At 50.7% G+C, this 14,281-nt stretch carries 14 protein-coding genes and 2 pseudogenes; 10 read left to right on the top strand and 6 right to left on the bottom strand.

Annotated elements, in window-relative coordinates:
- The first annotated feature begins 244 nt into the window (after positions 1–244).
- Positions 245–1,093: an HTH-type transcriptional activator RhaS gene (rhaS, locus tag HV037_RS23365; RefSeq protein WP_016157890.1), complete on the top strand. Its 849-nt coding sequence runs from the start codon at positions 245–247 to the stop codon at positions 1,091–1,093.
- Between the two features lie 105 nt (positions 1,094–1,198).
- Entirely contained in the window at positions 1,199–2,047 is an 849-nt protein-coding gene (rhaR, locus tag HV037_RS23360; protein ID WP_016155201.1) for an HTH-type transcriptional activator RhaR, read from the top strand.
- Here rhaR and rhaT read toward each other — a convergent pair.
- Positions 2,044–3,078, bottom strand: a complete 1,035-nt coding sequence (gene rhaT, locus HV037_RS23355) for an L-rhamnose/proton symporter RhaT (protein ID WP_046276208.1) — start codon at positions 3,076–3,078, stop codon at positions 2,044–2,046. The genes rhaR and rhaT overlap by 4 nt on opposite strands.
- Positions 3,079–3,367: 289 nt before the next feature.
- On the opposite strand from rhaT, the gene sodA reads away from it, so the two are divergent.
- Together sodA and kdgT are read left to right on the top strand one after the other, a co-directional pair.
- Entirely contained in the window at positions 3,368–3,988 is a 621-nt protein-coding gene (sodA, locus tag HV037_RS23350) for a superoxide dismutase [Mn] (protein WP_016155203.1), read from the top strand.
- Positions 3,989–4,223: 235 nt separating this feature from the next.
- Positions 4,224–5,207, top strand: a complete 984-nt coding sequence (kdgT, locus tag HV037_RS23345) for a 2-keto-3-deoxygluconate transporter (RefSeq protein WP_181545567.1) — start codon at positions 4,224–4,226, stop codon at positions 5,205–5,207.
- Positions 5,208–5,248: 41 nt separating this feature from the next.
- Here kdgT and HV037_RS23340 read toward each other — a convergent pair whose 3' ends face one another.
- Complete coding sequence (locus tag HV037_RS23340) at positions 5,249–6,145, bottom strand: dihydrodipicolinate synthase family protein (protein WP_103284382.1); 897 nt, start codon at positions 6,143–6,145, stop codon at positions 5,249–5,251.
- 152 nt (positions 6,146–6,297) lie between these two features.
- Here HV037_RS23340 and yiiM point away from each other — a divergent pair, with 152 nt between their 5' ends.
- From yiiM to HV037_RS23320, 4 genes and pseudogenes are all read left to right on the top strand, one after another.
- Positions 6,298–6,972 (top strand): 6-hydroxyaminopurine reductase, encoded by a 675-nt coding sequence (gene yiiM / locus HV037_RS23335; RefSeq protein WP_049282362.1) that lies wholly within the window; start codon positions 6,298–6,300, stop codon positions 6,970–6,972.
- A 227-nt stretch (positions 6,973–7,199) separates the two neighbouring features.
- Positions 7,200–7,904, top strand: coding sequence for a GntR family transcriptional regulator (locus tag HV037_RS23330; protein ID WP_019077919.1), 705 nt, complete (start codon positions 7,200–7,202; stop codon positions 7,902–7,904).
- A gap of 8 nt (positions 7,905–7,912) precedes the next feature.
- The gene (locus HV037_RS23325) at positions 7,913–8,869 is read left to right on the top strand and encodes a TIM barrel protein (RefSeq protein ID WP_047497555.1); all 957 of its coding nucleotides are present in this window, start codon (positions 7,913–7,915) and stop codon (positions 8,867–8,869) included.
- 118 nt (positions 8,870–8,987) lie between these two features.
- Positions 8,988–9,356: pseudogene (locus tag HV037_RS23320) on the top strand (MFS transporter); the annotation flags it as partial.
- Here the strand turns inward: HV037_RS23320 and HV037_RS24860 are convergent.
- Both HV037_RS24860 and HV037_RS23315 read right to left on the bottom strand, forming a co-directional pair.
- Positions 9,317–9,520 carry a hypothetical protein gene (locus tag HV037_RS24860; RefSeq protein ID WP_326926170.1) on the bottom strand — a complete coding sequence of 68 codons (204 nt, stop codon included), beginning with the start codon at positions 9,518–9,520 and terminating at the stop codon, positions 9,317–9,319. The pseudogene HV037_RS23320 and the gene HV037_RS24860 sit on opposite strands and share 40 nt — an antisense overlap.
- On the bottom strand, positions 9,502–10,482 hold the full coding sequence (locus HV037_RS23315) for an IS5-like element ISKpn26 family transposase (protein WP_000019445.1): 981 nt from the start codon (positions 10,480–10,482) through the stop codon (positions 9,502–9,504). Before HV037_RS23315 ends, HV037_RS24860 begins: the two co-directional genes overlap by 19 nt.
- Positions 10,483–10,550: 68 nt before the next feature.
- Here HV037_RS23315 and HV037_RS23310 point away from each other — a divergent pair.
- A pseudogene (locus HV037_RS23310) lies at positions 10,551–11,438 on the top strand (MFS transporter); the annotation flags it as partial.
- A gap of 40 nt (positions 11,439–11,478) precedes the next feature.
- Here the strand turns inward: HV037_RS23310 and cpxA are convergent.
- Both cpxA and cpxR read right to left on the bottom strand, forming a co-directional pair.
- Positions 11,479–12,852 (bottom strand): envelope stress sensor histidine kinase CpxA, encoded by a 1,374-nt coding sequence (cpxA, locus tag HV037_RS23305; protein ID WP_016155210.1) that lies wholly within the window; start codon positions 12,850–12,852, stop codon positions 11,479–11,481.
- Positions 12,849–13,547, bottom strand: coding sequence for an envelope stress response regulator transcription factor CpxR (gene cpxR / locus HV037_RS23300; protein WP_006686193.1), 699 nt, complete (start codon positions 13,545–13,547; stop codon positions 12,849–12,851). The genes cpxA and cpxR overlap by 4 nt, the downstream gene beginning before the upstream one ends.
- Before the next feature lie 150 nt (positions 13,548–13,697).
- Here cpxR and cpxP point away from each other — a divergent pair, with 150 nt between their 5' ends.
- Positions 13,698–14,198 (top strand): cell-envelope stress modulator CpxP, encoded by a 501-nt coding sequence (gene cpxP, locus HV037_RS23295; RefSeq protein ID WP_016155211.1) that lies wholly within the window; start codon positions 13,698–13,700, stop codon positions 14,196–14,198.
- The last annotated feature ends 83 nt before the right edge of the window (positions 14,199–14,281 follow it).

Raw genomic sequence — 14,281 nt, 5'->3', positions numbered from 1 at the left:
CCTTCTTGACAGTGACAGCCCCAATTAGCGGCTGGCAACATGGCAAAGGTGAACGTGATGTTGTTCACAGTTTCCACTAATAGCGCGGATTTTGGCGGATGTGACGCCTTCCGCATTTCCCGATCTTTCCTGTCATTTCTTGAAGAATTAACCGTGTTTACGCACTTTGGCGTCAAAAAATTAAGGTGAGGGTAGGAACCCTTAATTACTATTCAGCCATATTCGTTAATCAGGGGGAGCCGTCATGACCGTACTGCATTGCGTGGATTTTTTTCCGACAGGTAAAGCGCCTGTGGCTATTGAACCGCGGCTTCCTCAGCCCGCGTTTCCTGAACATCATCATGATTTTCATGAAATTGTGGTGGTCGAACATGGAACGGGGATCCATGTGTTCAACGGACAGCCTTACACCATCAGCGGTGGTACGGTGTGTTTCGTCCGCGATCATGACAGGCATTTATATGAACATACTGACAATCTGTGTCTGACCAATGTTTTGTATCGCTCTCCGGATGCGTTTCAATTTCTGGCCGGGCTGAATCAGCTTTTGCCTCAGGAACAAAATGGGCAGTATCCCTCCCACTGGCGCGTAAACCAGGGCGTACTGCAGCAGGTTCGTCACCTGGTGGGGCAGATGGAGACGCTCGGCGAGGAGATGGATACGCCCACGGCGGCAAATCGCGAGATCTTGTTTATGCAGTTGCTGGTACTGCTGCGTAAAAGCAGCCTGATGGAAGCGGCGACCGATAACGATGCGCGGCTTAACCTTTTGATGGCATGGCTGGAGGATAACTTTGCCGAAGAGGTGTGTTGGGAGGCGCTGGCCGAGAAGTTTTCGCTCTCTTTACGCACTCTGCATCGCCAGCTTAAACAGCAAACAGGATTGACGCCGCAGCGCTACCTTAACCGTCTGCGACTGATTAAAGCCCGACATCTGCTCCGCCACAGTGATGACAGCGTGACTGATATCGCTTATCTCTGCGGTTTCGGTGACAGTAACCACTTTTCGACGCTTTTTCGCCGTGAGTTCGAGTGGTCGCCACGCGATATTCGTCAGGGGCGTGACCTTATAGCGGGAAGCAGCCTTCAGTAACGCGAAAGCTATCAACGTTTTTTACCGTCCGTTTGCTGATAATCATACCCTTTCATGCCGGATAAGCGCAGCGCATCCGGCAAGCGTACAGGTTGAGGTGATATGATGGCGAATCATCTGGTTCTTTTGAAATCAGACTTTTTTGCGCATGAGCAGCAGGCTGTCGCCGTGGCCGATCGTTATCCGCAGGATGTCTTTGCTGAGCATACCCACGAGTTTTGCGAGCTGGTTCTGGTTTGGCGCGGCAATGGACTGCATGTCCTTAACGATCGTCCGTACCGGATAACCCGTGGCGATCTGTTTTACATTCGCGCCGAAGATAAACACTCCTACACCTCCGTTAACGACCTTGTGTTGCAAAATATCATCTACTGCCCGGAGCGGTTAACGCTGAATGTTGACTGGCAAGGGGCGATCCCCGGATTTGACGGTACGCCAAGGCAGCCGCACTGGCGACTCGGCAGCGTTGGCATGACCCAGGCCAGACAGGTGATAAGCCAGCTTGAGCATGAAAGTAATCAGCGCGATGCGCAGGCCTTTACCATGGCTGAGCTGCTGTTTGGTCAACTGGTAACTCACCTTAAACGTCATCGTTATGCCACGGATACGCTCCCGGCGACGTCAAGTGAAACGCTGCTGGATAAACTGATCACCGCGTTAGCCGGTAGCCATGAGCATGCGTTCGAACTGGATACGTTTTGCGAGCGTGAACGGTGCAGCGAACGCGTTTTGCGCCAGCAGTTTCGCAGCCAGACCGGGATGACTATCAACCAGTATCAGCGCCAGGTGCGGGTGTGCCATGCACAGTATCTGCTCAAGCATAGTCGGTTGATGATTAGTGAGATTTCCATGCGCTGCGGCTTTGAGGATAGTAACTACTTTTCGGTGGTATTCACGCGCGAAACCGGGATGACGCCGAGCCAGTGGCGTCATCTCAGTACCCAACATGATTAGCTGGCCATTCCCAGACCAACAATGTTTGCCGCGACAATGATCACTACGCAGCCAAGACTTAGCACGCTGACCGGACGGCGACCCGCGTTTTTCCACTCTTTCAATACCAGTCCGACAATTCCGCCGCACAGAACATAGAAGCTCATGTGCAGCATCCAGCTTACATAGTCATACTGTGCCGGAATACGAGCGTGGCCCCAGGCGTAGAAGAAGAATTGCAGATACCACATCAAGCCACCAAGTGCGGAGAGCAGCACGTTGGTGATAATTAGCTGTTTGGCTAACGAGAAGTCAGCTTTTATCGACAAGTTTTTCACTTTTGCCAGACGAATGAAGCAGAAACCCAGGTTGACTAGCGCGCCACCGCCCATGATAACCACATAGCTTGGCAGGGCGACATACAGCGGATCAACGCCCAACGCGGCGGCGGCATCGTGCATTGGTTTAGCAGCGTTCATCGCAAATGACATCCCGGCAGAGAAAATGCCGCACATGACCGCCAGAACCAGCCCTTTTTTCAGATTGAACTCTTCCGCTTTGATGCCCATTTTGCGTTCTTTTAACTGACCCGCACGGGTAACAATGCCCACGCCAATCAGCGCGACCAGCACGCCAAGCAGCGTCATGCGTCCGCCAGAGGTGTTGATCAGTACATCAAAGTTGCCGTTAATAATCGGGGTCATCAGCGTGCCGACAATCAGCGTAATACCAATCGCAATGCCGATGCCCATCGACATACCGAGATAGCGCATGGTCAGGCCATAGTTGATATTACCAATCCCCCACATCGCACCGAACAGAAACACCGGCGCCAGCGTGGAGAGGCTAAAGGAGCTGAAGTAGGCCCAGAAATCGGGAAGTAACATGGCGCTGATGGTCCATGGGAGGATAAGCCAGGAGACGATCCCGCCAACCGACCACATCGTTTCCCATGACCAATGTTTGACTTGCTTGAATGGGGCATAGAAACAGGCGGCACTGGCTGCGCCTATCAAATGCCAAAAGATACCCATCGTAATCGCGTTACTCATGACTTAATCCTCGTTATTTTTTATCGTCGGTAATTACCCCTCCGACCAAACGAGTTTAAAAATTATGCAGGTAGTTAACCTTTTAACGATTGCCGCCATTTGGCGCATGTTGGCAATCATCACGTTAAGTGGGTGATTCGGCTCACATCTTTAGCAATGGACTTGAGTCATCAAAACCTTGTAAAAAGTACGGCATTGATAATCATTTTCAATATCATTTAATTAACTATAATGACCCAACTGCTTACGCGGCGTTAACACTGGCCGCCCGACAATACTGGAGATGATTATGAGTTATACACTGCCATCCCTGCCGTACGCTTATGATGCCCTTGAACCGCACTTTGATAAGCAGACGATGGAAATCCACCATACCAAACACCACCAGGCTTACGTAAACAACGCGAACGCTGCGCTGGAAAGCTTGCCTGAATTCGCGAGCCTGCCTGTTGAAGAGCTGATCACCAAACTGGATCAACTGCCAGCAGACAAGAAAACCGTACTGCGTAACAACGCGGGCGGCCACGCTAACCACAGCCTGTTCTGGAAAGGTCTGAAAACCGGTACTACGCTGCAGGGCGACCTGAAAGCGGCTATCGAACGTGACTTCGGCTCCGTGGACAACTTCAAAGCTGAATTTGAAAAAGCTGCGGCAACCCGTTTTGGTTCCGGCTGGGCGTGGCTGGTTCTGAAAGGTGACAAACTGGCTGTTGTTTCCACTGCTAACCAGGATTCCCCGCTGATGGGTGAAGCTATCTCTGGCGCCTCCGGCTTCCCGATCGTGGGCCTGGACGTTTGGGAACACGCTTACTACCTGAAATTCCAGAACCGTCGCCCGGACTACATCAAAGAGTTCTGGAACGTGGTGAACTGGGACGAAGCTGCCGCGCGTTTCGCAGCGAAAAAATAAGTTCTACGCTTTAACAAGCCCCTGCAAGCGATGCTTGTGGGGGTTTTTTTGTGATCAAAATCAATATAAAAACAATGATCCACTTAAATTGAAACAAGGTTTTATTATGCGAGTGGGATCACTTTTATAGTCTCTATGAATGTCTATCTTCGTTTCATCAAGACGGGCGCATCTCATAAGCAAGATGCAATCGCCCATAAAAATTGCCCCATTTTTATGTCTACAGGTGATGGAAATGCAGATCAAACGAACGATAGAGAAAATCCCAGGCGGCATGATGCTGGTGCCGCTTTTTTTGGGCGCGTTGTGTCACACCTTTTCCCCCGGCGCCGGGAAATACTTCGGCTCCTTTACCAACGGTATGATCACCGGTACGGTGCCTATTCTGGCGGTCTGGTTCTTTTGTATGGGGGCGTCGATCAAGCTAAGCGCTACCGGTACCGTACTGCGTAAATCAGGCTCGCTGGTCATAACCAAGATCCTGGTAGCGTGGGTGGTCGCGGCGATTGCTTCACGTATTCTGCCGGAAAATGGTGTAGAAGTTGGTTTCTTCGCCGGGTTGTCTACGCTGGCGCTGGTGGCCGCCATGGATATGACCAACGGCGGGCTGTATGCCTCGATTATGCAGCAGTACGGCACCAAAGAAGAGGCCGGGGCGTTTGTCCTGATGTCGCTGGAGTCTGGCCCGCTGATGACTATGGTGATTCTGGGAACCGCCGGGATCGCTTCGTTTGAACCACACGTGTTTGTGGGGGCCGTATTACCGTTCCTGATTGGCTTTGCGCTGGGGAATCTGGACCCTGAGCTGCGGGAGTTCTTCAGCAAAGCGGTGCAGACATTGATTCCTTTCTTTGCCTTCGCGCTTGGTAACACCATTGATTTGAGCGTGATTGCGCAGACCGGTGTACTGGGTATTTTGCTGGGCGTGGCGGTAATTATCATTACCGGTATTCCATTGATTATCGCCGATAAACTGATTGGCGGCGGCGATGGCACAGCGGGGATTGCGGCCTCCAGCTCAGCTGGTGCGGCGGTCGCTACGCCAGTGCTGATTGCTGAAATGGTTCCGGCATTTAAACCGATGGCGCCGGCAGCAACTTCCCTTGTCGCCACGTCGGTGATTGTGACCTCCATTCTGGTGCCGATTATCACTTCCATCTGGTCGAAAAGAGTTAAAGCCAGGGCGGCGGAAATTGATATTCGTAGCGCCGTGAAGTAAGTCTCTTTTGCCGGATGGTCTGTTCCATCCGGCTTAACGATTTACGCTTTGACGACAAATACCTCATCGATGGTCCGACACTCACCCTCGTTCAACTCTCCGCCGGCATTTCGTGACACGCCGGTGCAATAGCCAAACTTACGCGATACCACGGTTTTGATGGTGGTGACGAAATCTTCGCCGATGGCGTAGATGGACATGTAGGTGCCAATCTGGTCCTGAATGTCGCGAAGTGCTGTCAGGTCGCCCTGTTTAAATGCTTCCCGTGCGCTGACAAACAGTTCAGGCATGACGTTGTTTAATCCTGAAATCACCCCCGCGCCGCCTGCCAGCAGGTTAGGAATGTAGTATTCGTCATAGCCGGACAACACGGCAAAATCCTCCCGTACGGCGCGGGTGGTCTGGATCATACTGCGAGTATGGGACTGGCAGTCGACGGTATCTTTAATGCCTGCGAAGTTGGGGAACTCGGCGGCGAGGGTGGCAACCAGTTCGGGCGTTAAATCGCAGCCAGTGCGCGCCGGAAAGTTATAGGCAAACCATTTACCGCTGAGCTTCTGCCCCAACTGACGGAAGTAGCTCACCAGCTGTTTTGCCGTTTGCCCGTAGTAGTAAGGCGGCAGGATCATCACGGCATCGTAATCGGCGCGATACGCTTCCTGCGCCATCAACAGCACATCATTCTGGCAGGTGGATGAGACGTTGGCGACCATCTTCAGCGAGCTCATAGCGCGGGCCTCGCGGATCAGTAACAGCTTTTCTTCGAGCGTAAAGGAGGCAAATTCCCCGATGCTACCCATCAGCAAAATCACGTCGATTTTGGCCTCGGTAAGGCGTTTGAGATGCTGGCTCAGACCGTTAAGATCGATCTTGCCGTCATTATCCATTGGCGTAATGGAAGGACACCAGACGCCAGCAAATTGCGATTGACCAGTCACGTTGTTGACTCCTTATTTGAAATGATGTTTCAAAACCAGATTGCATTGATAGCATGTGTCCCTAAGTTTCATGTGAACCGTGCTCTCATTTTGAGCGACTGGGGTAAAATAAATGTGGTGTAATGGGGGAAATTTATCGGGAGAGGGAACAGATGCGATATCCGGTCGATGTTTTTACAGGCAAGGTTCGGGACTACACGGGAAGCCGTCCCAGCGCGATTGCTAAGGTCCAGGTTGACGGCGAGCTGATGCTGACCGAACTGGGGCTGACGGGTGATGAACAGGCGGAAACGAAAATTCACGGTGGGCCGGATCGCGCGCTGTGCCACTATCCGCGTGAACACTATCAGCACTGGAGACAAGAGTTTCCGGAGCAGGCAGAGCGCTTTGTCGCGCCCGCGTTTGGCGAGAATCTCTCTACTGAGGGGCTAACGGAAGAGAATGTATTCATTGGCGATATTTTCCAGTGGGGAGATGCGCTGATTCAGGTCACGCAGCCGCGCTCGCCGTGCTTTAAGCTGAATTTCCATTTTGGCATCAGCGATATGGCTAGCCAGATGCAGGATGCAGGCAAGACGGGCTGGTTGTGCAGCGTCATCGCTCCAGGCCAGGTATCGGCGGACGCGCCGTTGATCCTGGCTTCACGCGTCAGCGACGTCAGCGTGCGGGAGGCGATTGCCATTGCCTGGCATATGCCGTTTGATGACTCACAATATCACCGTTTACTCTCGGCTGCCGGGTTATCGAAAAGCTGGACCCGAACGATGCAAAAGCGTCGTTTAAGCGGCAAGATCGAAGACAATTCCCGCCGTTTGTGGGGAAAATAAAGCCATTCTGGCCATGCAATTAAATCAGGTGGTAACACCTGATTTGCCTCTCTCGTGGTTCTTATCTCTGCATACTAAAGCGGGTAAAAAACCTGCCTGTCACGCCATGTTTTCAGTCCATTCTTGATACCTGGCCCACAAAAAGAAACTCTGCGTTGAAAAAAAACTTGAGTATTTCCTGCACTCAAATATCTTAGCTTCAAATTGGTTTAAACCAGATGAGCAAGATGAAAAAGAAAAACAATGTTGATGTGCTTAGAGAGCGCTTTGAAAGCTGGTTAAACGAGAATAATTTGCCAGCGGGCTCTAAATTGCCTTCGGAGAGAGAGTTATGTGAGTTGCTGGATGCGAAGCGCATGACCTTACGTCAGGTTCTGATTGAGCTTGAGATCGATGCGCGTATCTTCCGAAAGAACCGCAGTGGTTGGTTTATTTCATCGAAGCGATTTATTTATAATCCCAAATCACTTTCCAGCTTTAATGCTGAAGCCTGTGCTCAGGGGCGCAAGCCTTTTTGGGGGTATTTAACCAAAGAAACGATTGCGACGGTTCCGCACCATGTTGATGATGTTTTTCTCTCCTCCGGTGATCGCTATTTAGTTACCGGTTGGTGTGGTCTTGATTCGCATAAAGTGTTTTACCATGAGTCCTATATTGATGCTGATGTTGCGCCAGGATTCATTAACAAATTGGGCAATCAGTCTTTTGCCAGCGTCTGGGAAGATGCGTTTGGTCATGCTTTAAATATCAAAGAAATGATTTTTAAACCGGTTAATATGCCAGAAGTGGCCTGCAAAGAGTTGGGCGTTGCGCCTAATACTTATGGAATTTTAGTAGAAAAACATCGGGCTACCCGAGATAAAAAAGTGGTTCAGGTTGATTTTGAATACTGGCGACTTGAATCTGTGGAACTTGTTATTCGTGATGAATGAGAAAAATAATGGGAAAATGCAACCAAGAACTTCTCGCTGAACGTGCGAGAAATATACCACTGTACCTACATGCTTATGCCTTTCATCTGAATATGCGCTATGAGAGAGTCCTTCCGGGCGATCTTCTGGATATTGCGCATCAGCAACAATTAAAGGGAGTGAAAATACATGTTGAGGATGGTGAGTCCCAATCGCTGCAGAAACTAAACGATCGGCAGTTGCACGATTTTAAAGAAAAGGCAAAAAAATATAACCTCGATGTACATATTGAAACGAGCGCATCGGACAAGGCGACATTGACGGATGCGATCCGTATTGCTGTGGCAACTGGCGCAACTTCAGTACGTTTCTACCCGCGCTATGAAGGACATCTCAACGATGTCATGGCAAAGATTGCCAATGATATTGCGTGGTTGTCTCAGTATGACGATTGCGGACTAAGCTTTACTATCGAACAGCATGAAGATCTGCAAGGCCATGAACTGGTGACGCTGGTTAATAATAGTGGAATGAAGAATCTCTCTATTCTGTTTGATTTTGGCAACATGATTAACGCCAATGAGCAGCCGCTTTCTGCGTTAGAGGTCATGTCCCCTCTAATCACTCAGGTGCATATCAAAGACGCAAAAATTATTAAAGAAGGTAAAGGCTGGGGGCATGAGGCTTGTCGTTCAGGATACGGTGATTTACCAATGGAAGAGATGCTTAAGGCATTATTACTTTTAGGTGAGGATAAACCGCAAGTAAATGCTTTTGGTCTGGAAGAGGAAGTTGAATATTATGCTCCGGCATTTCGTTTCGATGATGAAGGTGATAATCCCTGGATCCCATGGCGCGATGCAAGCTATACGCCGCTGCCCGACAGTGACATGATTGATGCGCGACTGGCGCAGGAAAAAGAACATGCTCTTGCTCAAATAAAGTATATCCGTGATTTATGCGACAAGTTTACAAGTAATAAATAAACTTCTTTAAATATTATTAAATACGAAAAGGGTTATGAAAATAACTCTCTTAATTTATTAGTTATATGATTTAAATTAAATATTTCTCTCAACAAGTAATGAGGGTTTAACTATGTTCATGAATAAATGGGCAAGGCTCTGTTTTTTAATTTTAGGCGGCGGCACAATATTCAAACTTTCAAGTATGAAAGATGTTTTCTATGTGCCAATGCAAAGTGACTGGGGTTTAACCAATACGCAAATTGGTTTAAGTTTTACTGTTTATACGATTGTTCAGACAACCGGACTTTTTCTGTCGCTCTATATCGCAGACCGTTATTCCAAGAAAATATTATTACCATTTGGTCTGATCGGCGTTGGGTTATGCGGTTTATATTTGGCGACGCTACCGTCATTTACCGGTTATCTTATTTGCTTTGCCGCAATGGCGTTCTTTGCCGATGTGGTTTATTGGCCGGTGTTACTGAAAGCTGTGCGTCTGCTAGGGAAGGTGCGAATAAGCAGGTCATTTCTTCCCAAGCTGACTCGCTGATTAAAATTTCGCGGATCTGGGCCGATTTTTTTCCCGCAAACACATCGAATCAGCCTATTTAGGCTATTTTTTCCACCATTTCTGGCGTTATTTCCGGTTTTTACTGAGATCTCTCCCACTGACGTATCATTTGGTCCACCCGAAACAGGTTGGCCAGGGTGAATAACATCGCCAGTTGGTTATCGTTTTTCAGCAGCCCCTTGTATCTGGCTTTCACGAAGCCGAACTGCCGCTTGATGATGCGAAACGGGTGCTCCACCCTGGCACGGATGCTGGCTTTCATGTATTCGATGTTGATGGCCGTTTTGTTCTTGCGCGGATGCTGCTTCAAGGTTTTTACCTTGCCGGGACGCTCGGCGATCAGCCAGTCCACATCCACCTCGGCCAGCTCCTCGCGCTGTGGCGCTCCTTGGTAGCCGGCATCGGCTGAGACAAATTGCTCCTCTCCATGAAGCAGATTACCCAGCTGATTGAGGTCATGCTCGTTGGCCGCGGTGGTGACCAGGCTGTGGGTCAGGCCACTCTTGGCATCGACACCAATGTGGGCCTTCATGCCAAAGTGCCACTGATTGCCTTTCTTGGTCTGATGCATCTCCGGATCGCGTTGCTGCTCTTTGTTCTTGGTAGAGCTGGGTGCCTCAATGATGGTGGCATCCACCAAAGTGCCTTGGGTCATCATGACGCCTGCTTCGGCCAGCCAGCGATTGATGGTCTTGAACAATTGACGGGCCAGTTGATGCTGCTCGAGCAGGTGGCGGAAATTCATGATGGTGGTGCGATCCGGCAGGGCGCTATCCAGGGATAATCGGGCAAACAGGCGCATGGAGGCGATTTCGTACAGGGCATCTTCCATGGCACCGTCGCTCAGGTTGTACCAATGCTGCATGCAGTGAATACGCAGCATGGTCTCCAGCGGATAGGGCCGTCGGCCATTGCCCGCCTTGGGATAAAACGGCTCGATGACAGCGGTCATATTCTGCCATGGCAGAATCTGCTCCATGCGGGAGAGGAAAATCTCTTTTCGGGTCTGACGGCGCTTAGTGCTGAATTCACTATCGGCGAAGGTGAGTTGATGGCTCATGATGTCCCTCTGGGATGCGCTCCGGATGAATATGATGATCTCATATCAGGAACTTGTTCGCACCTTCCCTAGGTACGCAAGAAGAACAAGGGCGCATGTTTGGCTTTTTAGAAGCCGGACGCGGCGTGGTGGATGTTATCGTCGCTTCTGGCGCTCTGTTTGTTTTCGTCCAGTTTGGTGAAGGTAAAGCGGGGATGCAGGCTGGACTGCTGTTTTATACGCTAATTACGCTGGCTGCGGGCGTTCTCACTTACTTTATTGTCGATGATGACAAAGTGAAAGGCGGCGAGAAAACCAGTGCCAACATGGAAGTCTTAAAGGGTATCAAACATGTGTTGTCCTGCCCTAACGTCTGGCTGGCTTCTTTAGGGATTTTCTTCGTTTACGCCGCGTACTGTGGCCTGACTTACTTCATCCCATTCTTAAAAGATATCTACATGCTGCCGGTAGCGCTCGTCGGCGCGTACGGCATCATCAACCAGTATGCATTGAAAATGGTGGGAGGGCCGATTGGTGGGCTGCTGGCGGATAAGGTTGCTAAATCACCTACGGTTTACCTGAAGTGGACGTTTCTGATCTCTGCTGCTGCTATGGTTGTTTTTATGCTGTTGCCACATCAAACGATGAATGTGTATATCGGTATGGCGGCGACGCTAGGATTTGGGGCGATTATTTTCTCACAGCGCGCCATTTTCTTTGCACCAATGGATGAGATTGGTACCCCGCGTGAATATGCCGGTTCGGCGATGGCATTTGGCTGTATTATCGGTTATATGCCCGCCATGTTTGCGTATACGTTATACGGCTATTTACTGGATACCAATAGCGGCATCACGGGCTATAACTATGTCTTTAGCGTGATGATTGCGTTCAGCTTAATGGGCTTTATCTGTTCGACCATTCTGGTGAAGCGGATTAAAAAGCAAAAGCTAGCGGCTGCGACTGTGGCAGCATAATGTGAGAACTTCCCCGGTACGACGTTACCGGGGAAGCCTGTTAAGCGCGTTTATACAGCGGCAACCAAATTACCAGCCGCAAACCACCCAGCGGGCTGTCTTCGGCCTTCACCCAGCCACGATGCTGTTGGATTGCGGTTTCAACAATCGCCAGACCCAGACCTGTTCCGCCAGACTCGCGATCGCGCGCCTCATCGGTACGATAGAACGGACGGAAAATCTGTTCTCGGTCTTCAGGGCTAACGCCCGGGCCATCGTCGTCGACAGTGATGGTAATCCCATCGATATCCACCGCGAAGCCAACTTCAATCTGCGTGTGTGAATAACGCAGGGCGTTGCGCACAATGTTTTCCAGCGCGCTTTCCAGCGCATTTGGGTTGCCGTACAGCGGCCACGGGCCCGGCGGGAAATTCACCGTGAGTGATTTACCCATCTGCTCGGCTTCAAAGGCGGCGTTATCCAGCACTTCGCCCCACAGCTGATTGGCTTTCACCGTTTCACTGACCAGCGCGTTTTTCTGCTGATTGCGTGACATCACCAGCAGGTCGTTGATCATGCTGTCCAGCCGATGTGCTTCTGTTTCAATACGCTCCAGCTCTTTGCTTTCACCGCTACGACGGCGCAGCAGCGCGGTGCCCAACTGCAGACGCGTCAACGGCGTTCTCAACTCGTGGGAGATGTCCGACAGCAGGCGTTGCTGCGAGGTCATCATTCGCTCCAGCGCCGTCACCATCTGGTTAAAGCTGGCGCCTGCCGCCAGAAACTCCTGCGGACCGGCTTCCAGTTCCGGATGCTGGCGCAGGTTGCCCTGGGCCACCTCATCCGCCGCGTTTTTCAACTTACGCGCCGGTTTCGCCAGACTCCAGGCAAGCCAGAGCAGTAGTGGAGAGCTGACTAACATGGTGACAATCAGCAACAACAGCGGTCGGTCGAACAACAGATTGATAAAGTCAGATTGTGAGCTGCTGGCAGGTCGAATGAGATACAGCTGGTAGTTATCTTCGCCGTCTCTGACGGAGAAAGGCCCGACCATCTCAACGCGACCGTATTTTTTCTTTTGCGGATGGTCGGCGTTATCGGCCTGACCAATAAAGTTACGAATGATCTGCATTTCGTTGCGTTCTGCGCCGATCACGCGTCCTTCCGTCGTAACAAGCAATAACCGCTGTCCTGGCGGCGCCCACTTGTCTATCGCCCGAAACAAGCGACGCCACCACATTAAATCGTTGGGTGGATCGTTCGCCAGTTCAGCTTCAACGTGTTGCTCAATCATCAACCCCTGGCGCTGCTCGCTGTCCAGTAGCTCGGTCATCTGGCGTGAATCAAGCTTGGGTAACATCAGTACCAACATCAACACCAGTGCCAGCGTCAACCAGAAGATGGCAAAGATGCGTGCGGTTAAGCTCCCTATCATGAAGCGGAGACCATCAGGTAGCCGCGACCGCGCAGGGTTTTAAACCACGGGTGTCCGTCTTTACGTTCTGGCAGCTTACGACGCAGGTTCGAGATATGCATGTCGATCGCGCGATCGAAAGGTGTCAGGCGTTTGCCCAGCACTTCCTGGCTCAGGTGTTCACGCGAAACCACCTGACCGAGATGCTGTGCCAGCAAATAGAGCAGGGTGAATTCGGTGCCAGTTAATTCCAGGGTTTGCCCGTCAAAGCTGGCTTCCTGGCGACCCGGATTAAGGCTTAACGCATCCACTTCCAGAGTCGGCGAACCGTTGTCGCTGTTCTGCTGCTGTTCGCTCCAGTGTGAGCGACGCAAAATAGCGCGGATGCGCGCGACCAGTTCACGGTCGTTAAACGGTTTGGGTAAATAGTCGTCCGCGCCCAGCTCAAGGCCAAGTACGCGATCCAATTCGCTGCCGCGAGCGGTCAGCATGATTACGGGTGTCTGGTGTGTCTGACGAAGTGCTTTCAGCGTATCAATGCCATTTTTCTTCGGCATCATGACGTCGAGCAAAAGTAAATCGATGCTGTCATCCAGAAGCTCAAGCGCCTGTTCCCCATCATAGGCAACCAGCACATCGAAACCTTCCATTTCGAGCAACTCCTTTAACAGGGAAGTCAGCTCTCGGTCATCATCAACTAACAGGATTTTATTCATTGTTTACGTACCTCCGAGGCAGAAATTACGTCATCAGGCGTCGCTAATCTATGACTTTACGTTGTTTTACACCCCCTGACGCATGTTTGCAGCCCGAATCGTAAACTGTCTCTCGTTGAATCGCGACAGAAAAGATTTTGGGAGCAAGTGATGGGCAAAGTTACCGCTGCCGTCATGGCCTCAACGCTGGCACTGAGTACTTTAAGCCATGCAGCTGAAGTCGTCACAGGCGATCACTGGCACCTGGGTGAAGGCTCCGCGCAACGCAGCGTTCAGAGCCACATGTTCGACGGTATCAGTTTAACCGAACATCAACGTCAACAGATGCGAGATTTAATGCAGCAGGCAAGACACGAACAGCCTCCTGTTAATGTTAGCGAAATGGAGACAATGCATCGCCTTGTCACCGCAGAGAAATTTGATGAACGCGCTGTGCGCGCTCAGGCAGAAAGAATGGCGCAAGAACAGGTTGCCCGCCAGGTTGAAATAGCCAAGGTTCGCAACCAGATGTATCGCCTGTTAACGCCCGAGCAGCAAGCGGTTTTAAATGAGAGACATGAACAACGAATGGAGCAACTGCGCGACGTAGCGCACTGGAAAAAAAGCTCATCGTTGAATTTATTGAGTAGTAGCAACTCACGTTCCCAGTAGTAACCCTGTTTTCCTTGCCATAGACACCATCCCTGTCTTCCCCCACATGATGTGGGGGTTTTTTTTGCCCAAAATTTGTCACT

The sequence above is a fragment of the Citrobacter sp. RHBSTW-00017 genome (assembly GCF_013797615.1).
GTDB lineage: Bacteria > Pseudomonadota > Gammaproteobacteria > Enterobacterales > Enterobacteriaceae > Citrobacter > Citrobacter braakii.
The sequence above is the reverse complement of the archived record's forward strand: the minus strand, read 5'-3'. Positions and strand labels throughout refer to the sequence as shown.